Genomic DNA, 20,317 nt, shown 5'->3' on the forward strand with positions numbered 1-20,317 from the left:
GAATGGGCTCATTCCTATCAAAAATTACCGACTGCCAAAAAATTGTTTAAAAATCCTAATATACCTGTCTTATCCACATATGTAAGGCATTTTGGCAGTTAGAATGAGTCTCTAAGGCAAGCTGGGTTCCAACCAAGAAAAAAGGTTAATAAGATGTAAAAAATAAGCAGAGCAGTCAGTTCAATAAACTGACTGCTTTGCCCACTTGCTATGAAACGGTACCCATTTATTTAAGCTTTTTAAAGGCTCAGGTGTAATATGAACGTACTGTTGTATATTATGCAAAATAAAAGAAGCAAGTTGTTTAAGAAAAGGTTAGTTTATATAACATCAAGAAGCCTTTGTAGAAATAAAATGTAAATCCAGTATGTATTGGGTATTTTGTGTATGAAACCATTGTTAATTTCAAATGATAAGATTGAATCATAGCAACTAACATGATAGCTAATATAATGCAGAAAGTACAAATAGGGTTAATTATTGCAGTACAGATAACCGTAATATTATCCAGTCTTATGGCAGTACTAAATAATAAAAATATTAAAATATTAGCCAAAGTTTATATTAGGGCATTTGAATGTACTTATGTTGAATTATGAGCCATCACTTTAATTGAAAATCAAAGCTAATGATTCAAGCAGGAAGAATACCTAGTATTCCTGTACATAGTTTTAAAAGTTGAGACCGAAGGAGGTGTTATATCAATGAGAACTATACAGCGAATTGCCTTAGCTTTAGTTATTATTGGTGCTATTAATTGGGGGCTAATTGGTTTCTTTAAGTTTGATTTAGTAGGGACAATATTCGGTGGACAGAATGCCTTTTTGGCAAGAGTAATCTTTGCTATTGTTGGACTAAGTGGGTTAATGTGCTTAACGCAGTTATTTCAACCGATGAAGGATGCTAATCAAGAGATGAATCGTAAAGAATATGGAAACCCTAATTATAGTACTGAATTTGGTGAGGAAACACATATGACAAATATAAATAAATCTTCTACGGAAGTTTATAAGAATACCCGCAATACATTAGATGAAGATTAATACAATTTATTTTTAAAGTCATGTATTCCACATGGCTTTGAAATTTTTTATTTTGGATAAATTAGTTGGAGTACCAGCTTTCGTACAACTAGGGGCAAAGTAGCATTTCGTATAGGATGATGCTACTTTGCTTCGTCATATTCCTTCATAATTTTATAAAACGTGTTTTTTCTTAGTTCTAACATTTCCATAAACATAACAGCAGTTATTTCTCCACTCTTCCACTTTGAATAAGTTTCTTCTATTGATTCTACAAAAAGAATAGCGTATTTTTTCATTTTATGGGCAGTCGATCTTCATACAATTGGTTGATATGTAGCTCTATTATCTGTTAATTTTTATAAACTCTAAAAATTTAAGTAGGTGTGTCCAAAACTCCTCTGACGCAATTGCCTCTGCAACAGCTTCACCACCATAGGCAATACGTCCACTTTGACACGCTGTTGTAGGGAAATAAGGAGGCAATATATTATGTCCAGCATTTTTAAAGGATAGATGTTCATGAGGAAAGGGAAATTTTTTTCTTAAACTGTTGAATTACTCTTTCTGCCATCATTGTAGAGGGCCATACTAAATCATTTGTCCCTGATATTAGTAGGACGGGACCTTTAATATTTTCTACTGGAATGATGGAAGGGTGATTATCTCGCAATTTCTCTAATGCTTTTTCGTATAATGATAAAAAGGAAGGAGGCTGCCTTCTCACTTTCTTCTTAAACAATGATAAAAGGAATAATGGATTCCTCAAAAATGAGAGTTTTGTAAAAGGAAGAGGGATTCCCCCCATACTCCAGGAAGAAGTGATTCGGTTTTGTTTAAGACCGATGCCTTGAAACACAACTCCTCCTCCCGTATGAGAAATAACAAAGCTAATTTCTGGAAAGATGGAGCCTAGTAGGAGTGATAGCTCTCCACCTTTTGATCGCCCAAAAACTCCTATTTTCTTCTCGTTAATCTCATCCTGATTCCGTAGAAAGGACAATGCCTTTTGGAAGTATTCAAGAGGGATTTCAGTAAGAGTGATTGGTAGTTTCTCATGTTTAAAATAGGAAAGTGCTAAGGTAGCATAGCCATGATAAGCAAGCAAACTAGCAGTTGTCTCATCTAATCCGCCATCTGATTCGCCCAGTACTAAAATTGCCGGGACTTCTGAACCGGAATAAGGACGGAATAAAGTCCCTACTAGTCCATCTTCCCTTACCTCCTGCCTGACAATATTTTCAGATAAAATATTTCTTTCTATCTGTTTAGAGATAATAGTCTTCCCGTTTCGTTTTACTTCAAGCGTAAAGAGGGAGGCACAACAGTTTTTTTTCGAAAAGACAAGGATGGATTCTCTGCACGCATTGTCCAAAAAAGTCCCATTTCGTGTGCTTTCATATAAGTTCCTTGTATAGGTCTAGCATCTGAAACAGCCACTACTCCGGACTCGTCTGCTTCAAAGGAAGTAAAGGAACTCCATTTGTTTCCTTCTTCATCTACTGTTCTTAGAACTAAATCAATGTTCTCCTTCGGTATGAGACCTCTTACAAGTATTTGGATTTTCTCGTCCCAGCGGGACTTCGAAGGAATTAATAATTCTGGTGAAGATGTATCCATGAGTAACAGCCCTCCTAATTAAATTAAACGTTATTGTGTTGTATTGGATGCTCGAGCTTGGAAATGAATAGGGTTGTAGTTTCATGAATAAAATCATTCACATTGCCATCAAGCTAAATGAATGAGTTATCCCAAAACAATAAATACGAGAAAAATGCACAAGATTTTCGTTCTGGGGGGTATTTGTATTTCTTAGCTTGATAGCGATGGGGTGTATGGTACAACAACTACAAATTTAGGGAATACTGGTATGCAACTTAGCAGTACAAAAGAAGTTAAGGCACCGGTTTTCTATGTCACTGTTGGAGAACATACTTACGAATGGCTTGCACAAAAACATTTAAAAATGTTTGATGCTGTACAAAAATCAGAGGGTAAAGATCGTAGTAAATTAAAAAGTAATTATTAATAATAGCATTTGTAATTATATTTTTCTTATATTATTTGTTACTGTATTTAAATAGTAAAAATCAATTCCTATAAACTGTAAAAAAAGCAAGGCAACTTTTCGTTCAATTTTGAATGGGAAGTTGCCTTGCTTTTTAATAGGTTCAGAATTTGTTTTAAGTTAACGGTCGATATATAGTGTATACGTGAGGTTTAAATTAATCAAAAAAAATTGATTAACGAGTTGCATAAAGAACTAAACTGTGTATATACTATAAAAATCAAAAAAAGTTGATGAAAGGAGAGTGAACTAAAATGGCACAAGATTTTCAGCTCTATGAGAAAAAATTCAAAGCGTTGGCCGATCAGAAGCGTTTAGAGATTATGTATGAACTTTGTCAGCGAGGCCAGACTTGTGTATGTGATTTAACAGAGATTTTTGAAATGACGCAATCTAAGTTGTCATATCATTTAAAGATCTTATTAGATGCAGGTTTAATTGTAAAAGAAACAAAAGGTACGTGGAGTTATTATGATTTAAATGATGCGGAAGTAAATAATTTATTATCAGAAGAATTATGCTGTATCTTTAGAAAAACAGGAAAAGGCAGCTGCTGTTAAAATTTCGCACTATTAATCAAAAAAATTGATTAATAGTATTTAAAGAGGAGGAATTAGCTATGAGATATGTTCACGTTGGTATAAATGTTACGGATTTAGAGAAGTCTGTTGAATTTTATGAAAAGGTATTTGGTGTGTCACCAGTTAAGGTGAAAATGGATTATGCAAAATTTTTATTAGAGAATCCAGGGCTTAATTTTACGCTAAACGTACGAGATGAAGTGAAGGGAAATCAGGTAAATCATTTTGGTTTCCAAGTGGATACAGCTGAAGAAATTACATTTCATAAAGAAAGATTAGAAAAAGAAGGGTTCTTTGCACGTGATGAGATGGATACGACTTGTTGCTATGCAGTTCAAGATAAGTTTTGGGTAACGGATCCTGATGGTAACGAGTGGGAATTCTTTTATACAAAAGCACATAGTGATGTTCATAAAATTGAAGAGCCTTCTTGTTGCATGACTTCTAACGTAGTAGATAAAAATTCTTGTTGTTAATAGGAGATGGAAAATAAAATGAAACGTTTATCTCTTCTAGATCGATATTTAACACTATGGATTTTTCTAGCTATGGCTGTTGGGATTGGTTTAGGGTTTGTGTTTCCTAGTGTAGTAGACGGACTGAATACATTACAAGTTGGAACGACGTCCATCCCGCTCGCTGTCGGTTTAATTGTTATGATGTATCCACCATTAGCGAAAGTTCGTTACGAGGAAATGGGCCGTGTATTTAAAGATGTAAAAGTATTGGTTTTATCTTTAGTACAAAACTGGATTATTGGGCCTGTACTTATGTTTGTTTTAGCAATTATTTTTCTTCCTGATAAGCCAGAATATATGGTCGGACTCATTATGATTGGTTTAGCACGCTGCATTGCAATGGTGATTGTTTGGAACGACCTTGCAGATGGGGATAAAGAGTATGCAGCAGGTTTAGTAGCTTTTAACTCAGTATTCCAAATGTTATTCTTCTCCGTTTATGCATACGTGTTTGTAACAGTAATTCCAGAATGGTTAGGGATTGAAGGGGCTATTGTCGATATTACAATGATAGAAGTAGCGAAATCAGTATTTATCTATTTGGGAATTCCTTTTATAGCAGGTATGTTGACACGTTTTGTACTCGTTAAGTTAAAAGGAAGACAGTGGTATGAAAAGGTATTTATACCGAAGATTAGTCCACTTACATTACTTGCATTACTATTTACAATCATCGTTATGTTCTCTTTAAAAGGGGAAATGATTGTTAGCGTACCACTAGATGTTGTAAGAATAGCGATCCCGTTATTAATCTATTTTATTGTAATGTTTTTTGTTTCTTTCTTTATGGGAAGAAAAATTGGTGCAAACTATCCGGTGACTACAACGTTAGCATTTACAGCAGGTAGTAATAACTTTGAGTTAGCGATTGCTGTAGCAGTTGGTGTGTTTGGTATTCATTCAGGCGCGGCATTTGCAGCTGTTATCGGGCCGTTAGTTGAAGTACCTGTAATGATTGCACTTGTAAACGTTGCTTTTTGGTTTAAGCGTAAATATTTTAATGATCAACCAGTATAATTTAAAAATAAAGGCGGAAAACAACATGAAAAACAAAAAGACAATCTATTTCTTATGCACAGGAAATTCATGCAGAAGCCAAATGGCAGAAGCATGGGGCAAACAATATTTAGGCGATAAGTGGAATGTATATTCTGCAGGAATCGAAGCACACGGAGTAAATCCAAATGCTATTAAAGCGATGAAAGAAGTAAATATTGATATAACGAATCAAACATCGGATATAATTGATGCAAACATTTTAAATAGTGCTGATTTAGTCGTTACGCTTTGTAGTCATGCGGATTCTGTTTGTCCTTCGACACCTTCGCACGTTAACCGTGTTCACTGGGGATTTGATGACCCGGCAGGAAAAGAGTGGTCTGAATTTCAACGTGTTCGAGATGAAATTGGAGAACGTATAAAGCGATTTTCTGAAACAGGGGAATAAATAAAGGAAAGAACCAATCTTCTATCTTATAGGGATTGGTTCTTTTTTCTATACATGGTCACTACTGCATTGTTTTACAACAACTATCTCAACGAATGTAGAATATTATGTAAGAATGATATAGTTAGAATAGTAGTCCACCTCTATTAAATTTATATATATAATACTATTGATAATTAATAATGAATAGAATTTTGGTTTTTAGAGTAATCGAGATAGTAATCATAAAAAATAGCATGTAATAAAAATTTTTTCACATGAAAGGAAAAAAGGGTGAAACACATAATAAAAGACGTATTAATAAATTATTTTAAAGAAATTCATTCACTAGCAGTGGAAGAAGAGCTACATAAAAATAGCTGGAATACAGATTTACACTATAAAATTATGGTGAATGGAAAGCGATATTCCGCACGGTTTATCAATAGCAAGCGAACAATCAATCCAGCTTTTGGGGCGTTATCAAACGAACAAGTGATAGAGCAAGTACGTTTTACGTATTATTTACGCGAGCATGGAGTCCTTTTTATGCAAATTAATAAAAATAGGTCAGGGGAGTCATTTACATTAGTCGCTTGGAATGATGAACAATACCGATTTATATTGTCTAATTGGATTGAAGGAGAACATATTACACTCTGTACAGAAGCTATCGCAGAAGCATTTGGAAAGGAAGCAAGAAAGGTTCATGATATTTCTAGTGCATTTCAAAGCGCGATTTTTCAGAAGAAATCTCATTTGGATGGGTATGTTGAGTTTATTAATATGTTAGAAAGCAAGACAAGCGCATGTAAGGAATTGCGGGAGTATATAGATCTTGCTAAATATCATATAGACTGCGCATATACGAGTGAATTAGAGTTTATTGTACAAACAGACTTAAATCCTTTGAATGTTTTATGGGGCTCAAGTCAACAGGTAAAAGGAATTGTAGATTTTGAATCTATTAGTTATGTTGACCGTATTGAAGGGTTAGCCTTTTTAATAAAATGGTACTCTCGAACGAAAGGAATACAGTCGCATAAAGTATGTCCGGAAGTTGCTAGAGCATTTTTAGAAGGGTATAAAGCTAATAACATTTTAACTTCAAATGATTATAAAAGACTTTCTTCGTTGCTATGGTTATCCGGTAGTTTAAATTGGAACTTCGTTAAAAAGACGATGAGTCTATTAGGTGACGGGAGAGAATTAGAGGAACATTTGAAAGTTTATAGAGTAAGGGGAGAAAGGTTGTCTTCATTGTTTTAATTTGTAGATAACATTTCTTCTCTTTTGGGATTTATAAAACAAAGCATATGAGGTGTTCAAAAAATGAAAATACAAATTGTATTGTTTGACGGCTTCGGAGAGATTGTCTCTTTTACGCCTTTTGAGGTATTGAAAAGAGCGATAGAAGAAGGTGCTCCGTTTACGGTTGAGTTAGTTTCTAGTGAACAAAAACAAGAAGTTACTACCTCGTTTGGAGTTACGGTGAAACTGCATGATTTTTTAAGGATGGATAATCGCCCAGATTTGTTAATTGTACCTGGTGGTGGCTGGAATCATAAAGCTGAGCACGGGGCACGAAAGGAAGCTGAACTTGGTACTTTAACTAAAATAATTAGAGAGATGCACAATGAAGGAACGATTGTTGCGGGAGTTTGTACTGGAGGTATGTTACTAGCTGCATCCGGTATATTGAATGGTAAAAAGGCCACAATGCATCATTTGGCGCAGAGTGAAATTAGTGAATATGGAGCAGAACTTCTTCCTTACAGAATTGTGGATCAAGGGAATGTTATTACCGCAAGAGGAGTTACTTCAGGAGTTGACTTAGGTCTCTGGATTACGGAAAGGTTCGCAAGTCCCAAAATTGCAGCTGCTGTTGAATATAGAATGGAATACGAGCGGCGAGGTGTTGTTTGGAAGTGATTTGACCGTAATCATAGTTTTTTTGCTGTAGAGTGTATTACATATTTTTAAAGAAAAAAGCCTACTCGTATGAGTGGGCTCTTTCGTTTATGCACTACTATTTTTTACAGTAATATCCTTTCCTAAAGAGCATAGAATGGATCATGTATTTTGTTTCATAGTGATAATGATTTTTATTATATATTCATAAATTAGTAAAAAGTAGTTTACAAATTTGTGTTAGGCTTATATAATTTGACTCATATAAAAAAGTTTCCTCAGGGAAACTTAAGTGTGAATTTACATTCATATTATATTTTTTTGTCCGAAAGTTGCCTTTATGCAAAATAATTATATTAACGAAAAAAAGAAGGGGGAATACACAAAAAATGAGTGAGGCTATAATCGTCAAAGATTTGTTTGTATCTTATCAAGGGAATCAAGTAGTTCAAAACGTTTCTTTTGAAATTGAAAAAGGAAAACTCGTTGGAATTATCGGTCCAAACGGTGCGGGGAAATCAACTTTAATGAAAGCTGTTTTAGATTTAATCCCAAGTGATAAGGGATATGTTCGGATTCTTGGAGAGGATATTCGAAGCGCTAGAAAACATGTTGCATATGTACCGCAAAGAAGTGATATAGATTGGGATTTCCCGATCACAGTAATAGATGTCGTACTAATTGGAACGTATCCATCTTTAGGGATGATGAAAAAGCCGAAGAAAGAGCATCGGGATTGGGCGTTTGAATGTTTAAAAAAGGTCGGAATGGAAGAGTTTAAAAGTCGTCAAATTGGTGAGCTTTCAGGTGGACAACAACAACGTGTCTTTTTGGCGAGAGCGTTAGCACAAAAGGCAGAGATATTTTTCTTAGATGAACCATTTGTTGGAATTGATGTAACAAGTGAAGAGACAATTATTAAAATTCTTAGAGAGCTACGTATAGAAGGGAAAACGATTGTTGTTGTACATCACGATTTAAGTAAAGCAGAGTCCTATTTTGATAAATTACTATTACTGAATAAAAGCTTAATTCATTACGGAGAAGTACGACAAGTATTAGAACCAACTGTTATGTCAAAAGCATATGTGAATCAAGGAATATTGTTTAATAATGCAGCGGAGGTACATTCATCATGAAGATTGTAGAATTTATAGATGCATTAACGCAGTACAGTTTTCTGCAGAAGGCGCTTTTAACTTCCGTTATGGTAGGAGTGATTTGTGGGGTAATAGGATGTTTTATTATTTTACGAGGTATGGCATTAATGGGTGATGCGATCTCACATGCCGTTCTTCCTGGAGTAGCACTTTCTTATATGATCGGTATGAACTATTTCATAGGGGCGGTTTTAACAGGTGTTATTACTGCAGTTGGAATTGGATTTGTAAGTCAAAATAGTAGAATTAAACATGATATGGCGATAGGGATTATGTTCACATCTGTTTTCGCTATAGGGATTATTTTAATTACCTTTATGAAGAGTAGTTCTGATTTGTATCATATTTTATTCGGGAATGTCCTATCAGTTCGTTCTTCTGATATGTGGATGACACTTATTATCGGAGTGGTTATTATCGGGCTTGTGATGCTGTTTTACAAAGAATTACTCGTATCCACTTTTGATCCAACGATGGCGCAAAGTTACGGATTACCGAACAAATGGATTCATTATGGCTTAATGATTCTACTTACAATGGTTACAGTAGCATCACTTCAAACTGTAGGAATTATTCTAGTTGTCGCTATGCTTATTACACCAGCGGCTACAGCGTATTTATTAACAAATCGTTTATGGGTCATGATTTATTTAGCCGCAGGTATTGGTGCACTTTCATCTGTAGTAGGGCTATATTTTAGTTTCTCTTATAATCTTGCCTCAGGTGCAACAATTGTTCTTGTCGCAACATTCTTGTTCGCATTGGCATTCTTTTTTTCACCGTCACAAGGTTTGTTTTGGAGAGCTATCAAAATTAGAAAAAATAGAGCAGAGTTGTCATAATTGATTGGAGGATAAAGATGAAATTCAAAAATGTTTTATTATCGATACTTTGTATTTTCGTATTTGCATTAACAGCGTGTTCGAGTAACACCAATGGAAAAGAAGAGGGCAATGGAAAATTAAAAGTTGTAACTACATACTCCATTATATATGATATGGTGAAGCAAATTGGTGGAGATAAAGTTGAGATTCATGGTCTTGTTCCGATTGGAGCTAACCCGCATGAATATGATCCATTACCAAAAGATGTTATGAAAATGACAGATGCAGATATGGTGTTTTACAATGGATTAAACCTAGAAGAGGGCGGAGCATGGTTTAAAAAACTATTGAAAACTGCAAACAAATCAGAAAAAGATGCACCGGTTTATAAAGTAAGTGAAGGTGTAGAGGCTATTTATTTAGAAACTAAGGGATTAGAAAAAGAACCAGATCCACATGCATGGATGAATATTAAAAATGGTATTTTATATGCTGAAAATGTGAAAAAGGCATTAATTAAAGAAGACCCTAAAAATAAAGAGTTCTATACTAAAAATGCCGACAAGTATGTAGCAGAACTCCAAAAGTTACACGATGAGACAGTGAATAGAATTCATCAAATTCCTGAGGGAAAACGTTTCTTAATCTCTAGTGAAGGTGCTTTTAAATACTTTGGAAAAGCGTATGACATTAAGACGGGATACATTTGGGAAATTAACTCAGAGAACCAAGGTACGCCAGATCAAATTAGAGATGTTGTAAGTGTAATTCAAACAAACAAAGTTCCAGCTTTATTTGTAGAAACAAGTGTAGATCGACGTAGCATGGAAACTGTTTCAAAAGAAACAAACGTGCCGATTGCAGGGACAATTTTTACAGACTCACTAGGTAAAACAGGCGAGGATGGAGATACGTATTTGAAAATGATGAAATGGAATACAGATACAATTATTAATGGGTTACAAAAGTAAAATCTAGCTAGTGTAACTATTGAAGTTTTATGTATCATGTTTGATTATTAATTAGGCTGAATATAACCTAATTTTATTCCCTTCGTAATAGCTTCCAAAATGGGAGAAGTTCAACATAATGGACATAAACAGTGCTTATAAATATCCAAGCCTATTCAGTAAATAATAGGACGTTTGAAATTAATGCTGTAGGTTCTTTTCAATTAACTGATATACGCCCAGATGTATCAATACATACCAGGTGTTGAAATAGAAACGTTTTACAATGCACCGGAGTTTATACAAAAAGCGGAGTATTATTTGGAACATGTACAAGAAAGAAAACAAATAGCAAAAAATGGGCTGGATAGAACGTTGAAACATCACACATATGATAGACGTGTATTACAATTATTAAATTATATTCATTTCATAGGCGTAAAGATGTAGTCTAACCATTAACTGAAATGATAAGCGTTTAGCGCTTTCAAATAGAGTTAACTCTAGTATTCTATAAAATCATTTACGAAAAAGGGATTTGGATAATTTTGCCGAATTTATTCATTTAGAAAAAACGATTTTGTATACAAACTAATTTACATCTAATAATTAGAGGAGTTTAAAAATGAATCACTTTTTTGTAGAGTTTGGCGAATATAAAGCAAGTGTTTGTGAATGGGGAGATAAAAGTAATCCTCAAATCATTTGTTTTCATGGTTTAGGAAGTACAAAATTAAGTTTTATCGAAATAGCGGAACTTTTAAAAGATAACTATCATATTGTATCGTTGGATCTACCTGGACATGGGAAAACACCGAGTTTTGGGAAGGATGAAGATTACGATGCATCTCATTTAACAAATTGGGTAGTAGCATTACTTGAGCAGATAGGAAAAGAAACATTTCATATAGTAGCGCATTCATGGGGAGCAAGCGTTGCGCTTCACTATGCAGCAGAATGTACAGAAAAAGTGAATAAAATGGTTTTGTTAGATGGTGGTTATCATCATGGTAAAATGAATGCAAATTATTTTGCGGAGCTATATAAAGGTACGAAAGAAGGAGAGTGCCCACCGCGGTCATTAGAAGAAGAAATTACTCATTATGAAAAAGATTTTGATGAATATACTTTTGACAATAAAGAAGCATTCATCCAATCAGAAAAAATGGTTTATAGCAGGTGGTCACCATTAATAGAACGTGCGGTTTATGACTTAATGCGAAAAGAAGATAATAAAGTGAAATGGCATGCTACTGGCGATACTGCTAGAAGTGTAATTAAGTTTCAATATACGGTGTATAAAACGTTGAAATCACATAAAATTAAAAACGATATTTTACTATTGTATTGTGATCTTCCAGATAATTATTTAGAAATAAGAGAATTGCAGATTAAGGAATTTAAGAAGCGTATTGATATTACGACTAAGCTTTACACAGATACAGGGCATTTGATGCATTGGGATAGACCAGAAGAGATTGCTGCGGATGTTTTACATTGGTTTATATAAAGAAGGTCCGTTGTTCGAATTTGAGCAACGGATTTTCTTTTGAAAAACTGAATTCAAGAGTGATAGAGGGATAAGCAAGAGCATTACAGTTCTATTACCAATTCATTTTTTGATATAATAGATGTGAAGCAGGAAATAGATAGAAAGATACTGCTAGTAATTTATACTTAAATGTAGGGTAACTAACTGTTACGATTTATTTAACCAATTATAACGAAAGTTAATTAAATATATCAGTAAGCCCTGCTAGTCAAGTGATTGGCTAGTAGTGAGGGTTAACTGCGGGCAATCCCTAAAGCTGATTGAACTACAACGTGGCTAGAAATAGCGAGCGTGAATGTTGCGAAAGCAGAAAAAATCAATCAGATGGTGTAAGGTTAAATCCTAAACACTAGAACAATGGGTCTTCCGCCTCGAATCATCTAAGTCAAAATGGATAAGATGAACGTTCAACGACTATCTCGTATAACTGACGAGAGTAGATCACAAGCCTATGGTGATGGAAAAATCCTCTATCTCTAAAGAGATAAACATATAGTCTGCGCTCATGTGAAAATATGAGAAGTTCATAAGAGAACTGGCTAAGGAATTGCGCCCTTAGTTGAACGAGATAAATTTAATTAAATCTATCAAATCCAATTGAAGCTACCGAACCTATGCATTGTGGTAAATTCAAGGGGGTGAGAATATTAATGAAATTTTCACGAGTTAGTCAAGTATCGGAATTAACAGGTTTGTATCCTAGTAGTCTTAGGAGAATGCTGATGGAACACGCTACAATTCAGAAGAATCAATCTTTCATTATCTAAAAGATGAGTGCCCGAATAATCGCACAGTAAAGGAGTTAAATTCTGATGATATTGGCGAAGAAAGTCAGACTGATTCCAACGCCTGAACAAGAACAAGTGCTTAGAAACCATGCTGGTGCTGCAAGATTTGCTTATAACTATTGTAAAAGAATGAGTGATAGATACTATAAGCTATTTGGAAAATCTGTTTCACAGTTAGCTTTACAGAAACGATTTACAAAGATCAAGAAGCGAAAGAGATATGAGTGGTTATATGACATCAACGCACAAGTTCCCAAACAGGCTTCAAAAGATTTTGACAAGGCGCGAAAAAATTCGTTCAAAAAGTACAAAAATGGCTATCACACTTCTTATAAAACCAACAAAGATTTAATCCAAGGATTTTATGCCAATTATGAAAGACTGATTATAGGAAAGAAAGTAGTTCATATTCAGTCTATTGGAGAAGTGAAAACAAGCCAACAACTACCAAGAAACAAAAAACCATCCAATCCAAGAGTTACATTTGATGGTCGTCACTGGTGGATTAGTGTAGGGTTCAAAGAAGAATTCGAACCACAAGAACTAACCAATGAGTCGATTGGTGTGGACGTTGGTTTAAAAGAGTTGTTTGTAGCTTCTAATGGTACGAAAGAACGAAATATAAACAAAGATGCTAAGGTTAAAAAACTTTTGAAAAGGAAAAAGTCAGCGCAAAGAGATATGTCTAGGAGATTTAAAAAAGGTGTGAAATTTCAATCTGCCGGATATGAAAAAGCTAAAACTGAGCACCTTCGGTTATCTAGGAAAATTACGAATATCCGAAATAACCATATCCATCAAGCAACAGCTAAATTGGTGAAAACCAAACCAATGAGGATTGTTGTGGAAGACTTACCTATCTCAAACCTGTTAAAAAACAAAAAACTATCGAAAGCATTTTCATTTCAAAAATTAAACTTCTTCTTTCAATGTTTATCATACAAGTGCGAGAAGTATGGCATTGAGTATGTAAAAGCTGATAAATGGTTCGCCTCAAGCAAGATTTGTTCATGTTGCGGAGTAAAATACGACCATTCAGTTCAACCAGAAGGACAGTGGAGTTTAAAAATACGTGAATGGTGTTGTGTTGGGTGCAATAGCCATCACGATAGGGATGTAAATGCGTCGATAAATTTATCAAGATGGGTAAAATAAATGCTTGATAATAGGAGGTAACGATACTGCCTCGTGTGGAGTGTTATACCCCTCGTCCCTTCGGGGTTGCGAGAACACGATGAAGCACTAACTTGTGTAAATTTGATTGAATTGTATAGATTTAGTTAAGTTTATCGTATCGGAGATTGAACAGAGTTATGGGGAATGAAAAAGAAATTAGTTCCGCTAAATTAATATGGAAGATGACGCGCCCGCATACATTAACGGCGACGTTTTCTCCTGTAATTTTAGGAACAGTAGTATCACTTTATGTTGCAGAAATTCATTGGCTTTTATTTATTGCGATGATGGTTGCATGTTTAGCATTGCAAATAGCAACGAACTTATTTAATGAGTACTATGATTTCAAACGTGGATTAGATACCGCTGATTCTGTTGGTATCGGTGGTGGAATTGTCCGTCACGGATTGAAACCGAAAAATGTGTTAACAGTTGCGCTTTTATTGTATGTAGTAGCAGCAATTATTGGAGTTTATATTTGTATGAATAGCAGCTGGTGGTTAGTCGTTATTGGTTTAATTGGGATGGCGGTTGGCTACTTATATACAGGTGGTCCATTACCAATTGCGTACACTCCATTTGGAGAATTAGTTTCTGGATTGTTAATGGGGACATGTTTTGTACTCATTGCTTTCTTTATTCAAACGAATACGATAACGATTGAAAGTGTATTGATTTCCATTCCAATTGGAATTTTAGTCGGTGCAATCAACATGTCGAATAACATCCGAGATATCGAAGAAGATATTAAAGGTGGAAGAAAGACGTTAGTAATCCTCCTTGGGAGAGAAAAAGCAATAGTAACACTAGCTGTAGCCTTTTTCATTGCTTATTTATGGATCGTGGTGATTGTATTAATGGGTTATATAAGCCCTTGGGCATTAGTTATGTTCCTAGGTTTAAGAAAGCCAATCTCTGCTATTCAAAGTTTCCAAAAAGGAGCAAAGGATCCTGGATATATGCGCATCGCAATGAAATCAACAGCGATGACAAATACGATTTTCGGCTTCTTATTATCAGCAGGATTATTAATTAGTTATCTGTTTTAGATAAAAAATATTGTTAAATAACTTAACCCCAATTTCTCGATTTTAATATGGAGAGAATGGGGTTTTTATTTTTGTATTTCTTTAATAATGATCAAACCCTTTTATAACTCTACATTATGTAATAGATTAGTGGAGATAAAGATCAGGATGATTAGAGGAATGATTTTTATATTTCTCTAAGCTATAGAGGTTTTCAATAAAAAAATAACGAAATACAATATTTTTTTATTGGGAAACGATAAACGCTATGTTAATCTTAAAAAAAAGATAGACAAGGATGAAGAAGAATGAAAAAAATTTTTTTAGTTGGATTTTCTACCATAACTTTAATTATTATTGGTTTTGTCTCTTACATTACATTAACAACGAAAGATCCATTAAGTGACAAAGAATTTCCAATAACTCAAGAAAAAGCAAAGGCAACTGCTATTGAATATTTTCAAAAAGAAAAACAGTTAGATGTTGTTATAACTAAAGTTGGAGTAGTGGGAGAAATAGGATATAAAGTTTGGATCGAAGGACATGAGCTGAATAATGAACAACAAAAAATTGATGCAATTATAGATGTTGCAAAAGAAGATAAATATAAAGAAAGAATTAGAAGAAAGAACGGATGCAAAAGTTATATTGACACGTGAAAAAGATACGAGCTTACTTCCAGAAACAAAGCAAAAAGAAGAATTACAGGAACGTGTCAAAGTAGCGAAAGACCATTCGGCGGATCTTTATATTAGCATTCATCATGATGCTTTTGAGGATACAAATGTAAAGGGAATAACAACTCATTACGGAGCTAATAAAAGAAAAGATAAAAAGTTAGCTAAGTTTGTACAAGAAGCTATTTTCGATCAAAATATAGATACTCGAGATAGAGGTATTCGTAAAAGTGATTTTCTTGTCTTACGAGAAAATGCTGCACCAGCTATCTTAATTGAATTAGGGTTTACGTCTAATGAAAGTGATGAAAAAAGAATGAATTCAGAAGAATTCCAGGCAAAATCGCAAAAAGGTATTGTGGATGGCATTATTAATTATTTTACGATGTAATAAAATAGGCAAATAGAAAAATACTATTCTTTCTAAATCTTAATTAGGAAGAGTAGTATTTTTTATTTTGGGTGTATATCCAGTTTTCAAATTAGAAACAAATATTCTTCTAAAGATTGGATGCAATAGGCTATTCTTTAACTGATTTCGACATTATCTGCATTTTATCTTTATCCGTCTCTATTAATCTATTTATTGTAGATACCGGTTGAAACTAATGATTCAGTCGAGTAAAGGCTCAGCCTTATAAATAATGAATATGAAAATTAATAGGGAAAGGATCGAAAAATAATGAAAGAATCACAAAGTAAGAAAAAAACAAGTCGATTAACTAAGGTAATAATATCTCTAGGAGTTGTTTTAGTAACGACCTTTTTCACTTTCTTTTTAATTGGAAAATGGCACTCTATCCCAGCGAAGGGAGTAGCTAATGAAAGTATGAAACAAGTTAATACGCAACAACAAGAAAAGAAAAAGGAAACATCACCAGCAAAACAAAAAAGACCTGATGGAAAACCGGTAGGAAAAGTTGTCTATTTAACATTTGATGACGGTCCTAGCGAATTGACTGGGAAATTTTTAGATGTACTAAAAGAGCAAAATGTTGCTTCGACATTTTTTATGCAAGGTAGTAATTTACAAAATACAGGTTTTCAGGAAAATGTAAAACGAGCAGTAAAAGAAGGACATTATATTGGTGCACATAGTATGACACATAATAGTGATAAGCTATACAAAAAGGGACAATTTGTACCAGAGATGAAAGAAACGTTAGATCTTATCCATAATATTACGGGCACAACTCCTAAACTAGTCCGTCCGCCATATGGATCTGCACCAGGATTAAAGGGTGAGGAAATTCGTAATCAAATTGTAGAAGCAGCAATAAAAGTTTGGGATTGGACAATAGACTCAAATGATTGGAAATTAAAAGATAATCCAACTCAGATTATCGAAAATGTAAAGAAACAGACAACAGAAGAAGTAGAAGTTGTTTTAATGCATGAAAAGGCGCAAACATTACAAGCACTTCCTGAAATTATTAAATTTTATAAAGAGCAAGGGTATGAATTTGGGGTATATAATGATGAGGATCATTTTCGTCTAAATTTCCAGAAAGATCAACGTTTATAGTATAAACATAGTTATTTTAAAAGGTGTTTTTATTACTAAATCAATAATTAAGCCAAAAGTCGATTTCCTATACGATAAAGAAATCGGCTTTTTCTTTATGAAATTTTACTTTGTGTATGAAGCCTGTGTTTTAGGATGAATATATTGAACTCATTTTAAAACGGCATTTGAGGGCTCGTATTATTTTTTCTAAATTTATTAGTTAAGATTATTCGACAATTATATAAATAATCATTTAAAGTATAAAATATACACATCTTAGGGAGGGCATATATGTGAAGAAGTGGATGAAAATTGTTCTTTACTCTTTACTAGGTATTTTACTTATAGGAAGTATTACGTTTTTGACTTGGTCTCAGTTTACTTATAAACCAACGAAAGAGGCTTTGTCGTTAGTAGATGATAAAAAAGATGAAGATAATATAATTTTTGGACAGAAAGAGTCTAAAATAGGGGTTATTTTTTATCAAGGAGCTAAAGTAGAAGCTGAGGCTTATAGTTACTTAGGGGAAGCTCTTGCAAAAGAAGGACATTTTGTAGTAATGCCTAAGTTACCATTAAACTTAGCGATACTTGGAATCAATGCGGTAGACAGTGTAATGGAAAAGTATCCTGAAGTTCAAAAATGGTATGTTGCGGGGCATTCAATGGGGGGAGCTATGATTTCTAAGTATGCCTTTCAACATGAAGACAAGGTAGACGGGATCATTTTCTTAGGTTCGTATCCTGCAGATGATTTCTCTACTAAATCGATTCCAATGTTATCAATTTATGGGGAAGTAGATGCTTTAGCAACTGTAGAAAAAATAGAGAACAATAAAAAGTTAATGTCAAAAAATACAACTATGCACATGATAAAAGGCGGAAACCATGCTCATTTTGGCATGTATGGTGAGCAAAAAGGTGATAATGTGAGCTTAATTACGTCAAAAGCACAACGAGATGAAACGGCTAAAGTAATTGAACAATGGTTATTAAAACAATGATAACTAATTTAATAAATTTACCGAAATAATGCTCCTTCCTCAAAGGAGAGGTAATCAAGAGCCAGCTCATACGAGTAGGCTCTTTTATTTATCCCGCTATTTGCCAGGCAGTAAGACTCCCACTGATTAAAGTTTCACTTTATCTTCTATCTCCAATTGCACCCTTATTTTCTCCGGAATGTCCTTTTCAGAAATAACGTCGTAAGAATAGACATACTTTCCTTTTACATGAATTTTTAAGTAAGTTTTTCTTATGAAATCATTAGGAGTATTAGTTCCTACTGTATATTTGTTCTCATTCCTTGCTTCATCAACACCTTTTAGGGAGTACATAGCTCTTCCTTTATGATGATAATCTGGAACGCCATATCCCTTCGCAATGGCGTATACATTTTTTTCTTCAGCAATCGGATTAAATCTGTCCAAATCCCCGCGTAATATGAAAGGTAGTAAGTATATAGGAAGGCTTATTCCTATTATGCAAAGTAAAAATTTCTTCATGATTGTTTCTCCTCTTATGTATTTACATTTTTCAGTATAGAAAAAACTTCTTATGAATATAGAGGGAAACTCCTTAAGTTTTTCTTAAATATGTTTTTAAATTCTGGCTATTTTAACCAGAATTTTCATGGGAATATCTTTGATAAGAACCAACGCTCTTTGTTTGGGAGTGATAACCTTGGATAATCATTCTCTTTTACCAAATCGGATTATTTTATGTGTAGATCTTCGTAGCTTTTATGCGAGCGTATCATGTATTAAAAAAGGACTTGATCCACGTTATACAAAATTGGCTGTCGTAGGAGATGTGAATCGGAGTGAATCGATCGTATTGGCAGCAACACCGCCATTAAAAGCGTTAGGAATAAAGAAGATGGCTCGTTTGTATGAAATACCGAAGCTGCAAGATATTATTATTGTGAATCCAATTATGCATAAGTATGTGAAATGTTCAAATTACATAATGGGCTTAGCTTTACAGTATGTTGCGCCGGAAGATTTTCATCAATATAGTATCGATGAATTTTTCATGGATATGACTGCGAGTATTCATTTGTTTGCGAGTTCGCATTAAAGTTTAAGAGAGAAATATATGAACGTACGCGGATTAAAAGTACGATTGGTATTGGGCCAAACTTATTATTGAGTAAAGTAGCTTTTAAAACATAAGAACAAGCTATTAGAAAGTGAAAATGAGCACTTAAAAACACAACTAAAAAAAGGATTAGGAGAAGTGTATGAAAATTTATAAATATGTGATGTTGTCGTATCAGTTTTAAGATAAAACACTTAATAGAGCCAGTGGCTTTGAACACTTTTATTTTGAGAGAAAAGAATTTAAATCATAATGATACATATTAAAATCTTTTGCAAATATTTCTTGAACCAACTGAGTTGTTTCTGCATCATAAAAACTATCATAAGTAGGTAATCGTGGGAAAAGAGGGGTTGTGATATCACCGTCTGCATAAACTCCTTTGTAAATCATCTTACTCTCTTGATAATGCCAAGCCTTTGATAACAGATCTAATGGTGATTTTTTTAATTTATATACTTCTTCTAGTTTCGAAATTCCTGTGTTGAAATTTTCTAGATAAATATAGTTCGTAACGAATTCCTCTTCTCCTTGTATATATTGTTGTGTAAAGTGAGGATCTACTTGATCTAATTTGGTCATGTGTGCTTTTAAATAATACAAAAATAGTTTAAAGGAAATGGGTTTATTGCAGGTTTCATCACCATACAGAAATTGTCGAATGGGTTTCCATGCGGGATTCTCAAAATTTGGTGGCGGAATCAGAGCAACAAAAGAACTTACTGCTCTTCTATAAGGATTTCTTACTAGTTTGTAAGTATTCTTCTCTTTAGTTTGTAATCCACTAGCTAATTGTGCTAAATGATGTGTAGAGTTTTTATATACTTCATACTCATAGTTGTGAATGAACGGGTTGTATTTTATCGCTTCTTTAAATAAATTAATTTGATAAAAAAACCAGTGGGCTAGCGAAGTACAACCGCTTTTTTGGCTCCAAAATAAGATTAGGGGAAAATCTTTATGGAAATGAGGGACACGCCCTTGCTTGTATATAAAATTATATAGTTCTGTATGATCCATTTTGAACCT

22 protein-coding genes and 4 pseudogenes are annotated in these 20,317 nt (G+C 33.9%); 20 read left to right on the forward strand and 6 right to left on the reverse strand.

The features are described 5' to 3' along the window. Window positions 1-704 precede the first annotated feature (704 nt). Window positions 705-1,043: a DUF378 domain-containing protein gene (locus ABH959_RS17125; protein ID WP_404492952.1), complete on the forward strand. Its 339-nt coding sequence runs from the start codon at window positions 705-707 to the stop codon at window positions 1,041-1,043. A 122-nt stretch (window positions 1,044-1,165) separates the two neighbouring features. Here ABH959_RS17125 and ABH959_RS17130 read toward each other — a convergent pair. The 4 genes and pseudogenes from ABH959_RS17130 to ABH959_RS17145 all read right to left on the reverse strand — a co-directional run. Further along, a pseudogene (locus ABH959_RS17130) lies at window positions 1,166-1,297 on the reverse strand (recombinase family protein); the annotation flags it as partial. Window positions 1,298-1,367: 70 nt separating this feature from the next. Beyond that, on the reverse strand, window positions 1,368-1,508 hold the full coding sequence (locus ABH959_RS17135; protein WP_404492953.1) for an acyl-CoA thioester hydrolase/BAAT C-terminal domain-containing protein: 141 nt from the start codon (window positions 1,506-1,508) through the stop codon (window positions 1,368-1,370). Window positions 1,509-1,542: 34 nt separating this feature from the next. Further along, window positions 1,543-2,397, reverse strand: coding sequence for an acyl-CoA thioester hydrolase/BAAT C-terminal domain-containing protein (locus ABH959_RS17140; protein ID WP_404492954.1), 855 nt, complete (start codon window positions 2,395-2,397; stop codon window positions 1,543-1,545). After that, on the reverse strand, window positions 2,319-2,642 hold the full coding sequence (locus ABH959_RS17145; protein WP_404492955.1) for an acyl-CoA thioesterase/BAAT N-terminal domain-containing protein: 324 nt from the start codon (window positions 2,640-2,642) through the stop codon (window positions 2,319-2,321). Before ABH959_RS17145 ends, ABH959_RS17140 begins: the two co-directional genes overlap by 79 nt. Before the next feature lie 250 nt (window positions 2,643-2,892). On the opposite strand from ABH959_RS17145, the gene ABH959_RS17150 reads away from it, so the two are divergent. The 18 genes and pseudogenes from ABH959_RS17150 to ABH959_RS17235 all read left to right on the forward strand — a co-directional run bounded on the left by ABH959_RS17150 (window position 2,893) and on the right by ABH959_RS17235 (window position 18,192). After that, on the forward strand, window positions 2,893-3,051 hold the full coding sequence (locus tag ABH959_RS17150; protein WP_404492956.1) for a hypothetical protein: 159 nt from the start codon (window positions 2,893-2,895) through the stop codon (window positions 3,049-3,051). Window positions 3,052-3,344: 293 nt separating this feature from the next. After that, the gene (gene arsR / locus ABH959_RS17155; RefSeq protein WP_000046014.1) at window positions 3,345-3,650 is read left to right on the forward strand and encodes an arsenical resistance operon transcriptional regulator ArsR; all 306 of its coding nucleotides are present in this window, start codon (window positions 3,345-3,347) and stop codon (window positions 3,648-3,650) included. 59 nt (window positions 3,651-3,709) lie between these two features. Continuing rightward, window positions 3,710-4,147, forward strand: coding sequence for an ArsI/CadI family heavy metal resistance metalloenzyme (locus ABH959_RS17160; RefSeq protein WP_404492957.1), 438 nt, complete (start codon window positions 3,710-3,712; stop codon window positions 4,145-4,147). A gap of 18 nt (window positions 4,148-4,165) precedes the next feature. Next, window positions 4,166-5,206: an ACR3 family arsenite efflux transporter gene (arsB, locus tag ABH959_RS17165; RefSeq protein ID WP_404492958.1), complete on the forward strand. Its 1,041-nt coding sequence runs from the start codon at window positions 4,166-4,168 to the stop codon at window positions 5,204-5,206. Between the two features lie 25 nt (window positions 5,207-5,231). Next, window positions 5,232-5,636 (forward strand): arsenate reductase (thioredoxin), encoded by a 405-nt coding sequence (gene arsC / locus ABH959_RS17170; RefSeq protein WP_404492959.1) that lies wholly within the window; start codon window positions 5,232-5,234, stop codon window positions 5,634-5,636. A 273-nt stretch (window positions 5,637-5,909) separates the two neighbouring features. Continuing rightward, window positions 5,910-6,884 (forward strand): phosphotransferase enzyme family protein, encoded by a 975-nt coding sequence (locus tag ABH959_RS17175; RefSeq protein WP_404492960.1) that lies wholly within the window; start codon window positions 5,910-5,912, stop codon window positions 6,882-6,884. 63 nt (window positions 6,885-6,947) lie between these two features. Next, window positions 6,948-7,547, forward strand: coding sequence for a DJ-1/PfpI family protein (locus ABH959_RS17180; RefSeq protein WP_404492961.1), 600 nt, complete (start codon window positions 6,948-6,950; stop codon window positions 7,545-7,547). 368 nt (window positions 7,548-7,915) lie between these two features. Beyond that, the gene (locus ABH959_RS17185; RefSeq protein ID WP_016091722.1) at window positions 7,916-8,665 is read left to right on the forward strand and encodes a metal ABC transporter ATP-binding protein; all 750 of its coding nucleotides are present in this window, start codon (window positions 7,916-7,918) and stop codon (window positions 8,663-8,665) included. Continuing rightward, window positions 8,662-9,528, forward strand: coding sequence for a metal ABC transporter permease (locus tag ABH959_RS17190; protein ID WP_002165479.1), 867 nt, complete (start codon window positions 8,662-8,664; stop codon window positions 9,526-9,528). The genes ABH959_RS17185 and ABH959_RS17190 overlap by 4 nt, the downstream gene beginning before the upstream one ends. A 17-nt stretch (window positions 9,529-9,545) precedes the next feature. Next, the gene (gene mntA / locus ABH959_RS17195) at window positions 9,546-10,481 is read left to right on the forward strand and encodes a manganese ABC transporter substrate-binding protein/adhesin MntA (RefSeq protein WP_404492962.1); all 936 of its coding nucleotides are present in this window, start codon (window positions 9,546-9,548) and stop codon (window positions 10,479-10,481) included. A 140-nt stretch (window positions 10,482-10,621) separates the two neighbouring features. Beyond that, a pseudogene (locus ABH959_RS17200) lies at window positions 10,622-10,910 on the forward strand (glycosyltransferase family protein); the annotation flags it as partial. Between the two features lie 175 nt (window positions 10,911-11,085). Further along, window positions 11,086-11,970 (forward strand): alpha/beta fold hydrolase, encoded by an 885-nt coding sequence (locus ABH959_RS17205; protein ID WP_404492963.1) that lies wholly within the window; start codon window positions 11,086-11,088, stop codon window positions 11,968-11,970. Window positions 11,971-12,824: 854 nt separating this feature from the next. Continuing rightward, window positions 12,825-13,955 carry an RNA-guided endonuclease InsQ/TnpB family protein gene (locus tag ABH959_RS17210; protein WP_404492964.1) on the forward strand — a complete coding sequence of 377 codons (1,131 nt, stop codon included), beginning with the start codon at window positions 12,825-12,827 and terminating at the stop codon, window positions 13,953-13,955. Window positions 13,956-14,113: 158 nt separating this feature from the next. Then, entirely contained in the window at window positions 14,114-15,025 is a 912-nt protein-coding gene (menA, locus tag ABH959_RS17215; protein WP_404492965.1) for a 1,4-dihydroxy-2-naphthoate polyprenyltransferase, read from the forward strand. Between the two features lie 287 nt (window positions 15,026-15,312). Continuing rightward, window positions 15,313-15,663: a hypothetical protein gene (locus ABH959_RS17220; protein ID WP_404492966.1), complete on the forward strand. Its 351-nt coding sequence runs from the start codon at window positions 15,313-15,315 to the stop codon at window positions 15,661-15,663. Beyond that, a pseudogene (locus ABH959_RS17225) lies at window positions 15,608-16,072 on the forward strand (N-acetylmuramoyl-L-alanine amidase family protein); the annotation flags it as partial. The gene ABH959_RS17220 and the pseudogene ABH959_RS17225, both read left to right, overlap by 56 nt. Window positions 16,073-16,363: 291 nt before the next feature. Continuing rightward, window positions 16,364-17,206 carry a polysaccharide deacetylase family protein gene (locus ABH959_RS17230; RefSeq protein ID WP_404492967.1) on the forward strand — a complete coding sequence of 281 codons (843 nt, stop codon included), beginning with the start codon at window positions 16,364-16,366 and terminating at the stop codon, window positions 17,204-17,206. A gap of 275 nt (window positions 17,207-17,481) precedes the next feature. Next, on the forward strand, window positions 17,482-18,192 hold the full coding sequence (locus tag ABH959_RS17235) for an alpha/beta hydrolase (protein WP_404492968.1): 711 nt from the start codon (window positions 17,482-17,484) through the stop codon (window positions 18,190-18,192). Window positions 18,193-18,318: 126 nt separating this feature from the next. Here the strand turns inward: ABH959_RS17235 and ABH959_RS17240 are convergent, their stop codons facing one another. Next, a complete protein-coding gene (locus tag ABH959_RS17240) occupies window positions 18,319-18,693 on the reverse strand; it encodes a YxeA family protein (RefSeq protein ID WP_404449179.1) in 375 nt (124 codons plus the stop codon). Window positions 18,694-18,871: 178 nt separating this feature from the next. Here ABH959_RS17240 and ABH959_RS17245 point away from each other — a divergent pair. Next, window positions 18,872-19,350 (forward strand): annotated as a pseudogene (locus tag ABH959_RS17245) (Y-family DNA polymerase); the annotation flags it as partial. A gap of 160 nt (window positions 19,351-19,510) precedes the next feature. On the opposite strand, the gene ABH959_RS17250 reads toward ABH959_RS17245, so the two are convergent. Then, window positions 19,511-20,308 carry a sulfotransferase family 2 domain-containing protein gene (locus ABH959_RS17250; RefSeq protein ID WP_404492969.1) on the reverse strand — a complete coding sequence of 266 codons (798 nt, stop codon included), beginning with the start codon at window positions 20,306-20,308 and terminating at the stop codon, window positions 19,511-19,513. Window positions 20,309-20,317 lie beyond the last annotated feature (9 nt).

It is taken from the genome of Bacillus sp. RC51, from assembly GCF_044908115.1.
GTDB lineage: Bacteria > Bacillota > Bacilli > Bacillales > Bacillaceae_G > Bacillus_A > Bacillus_A mycoides.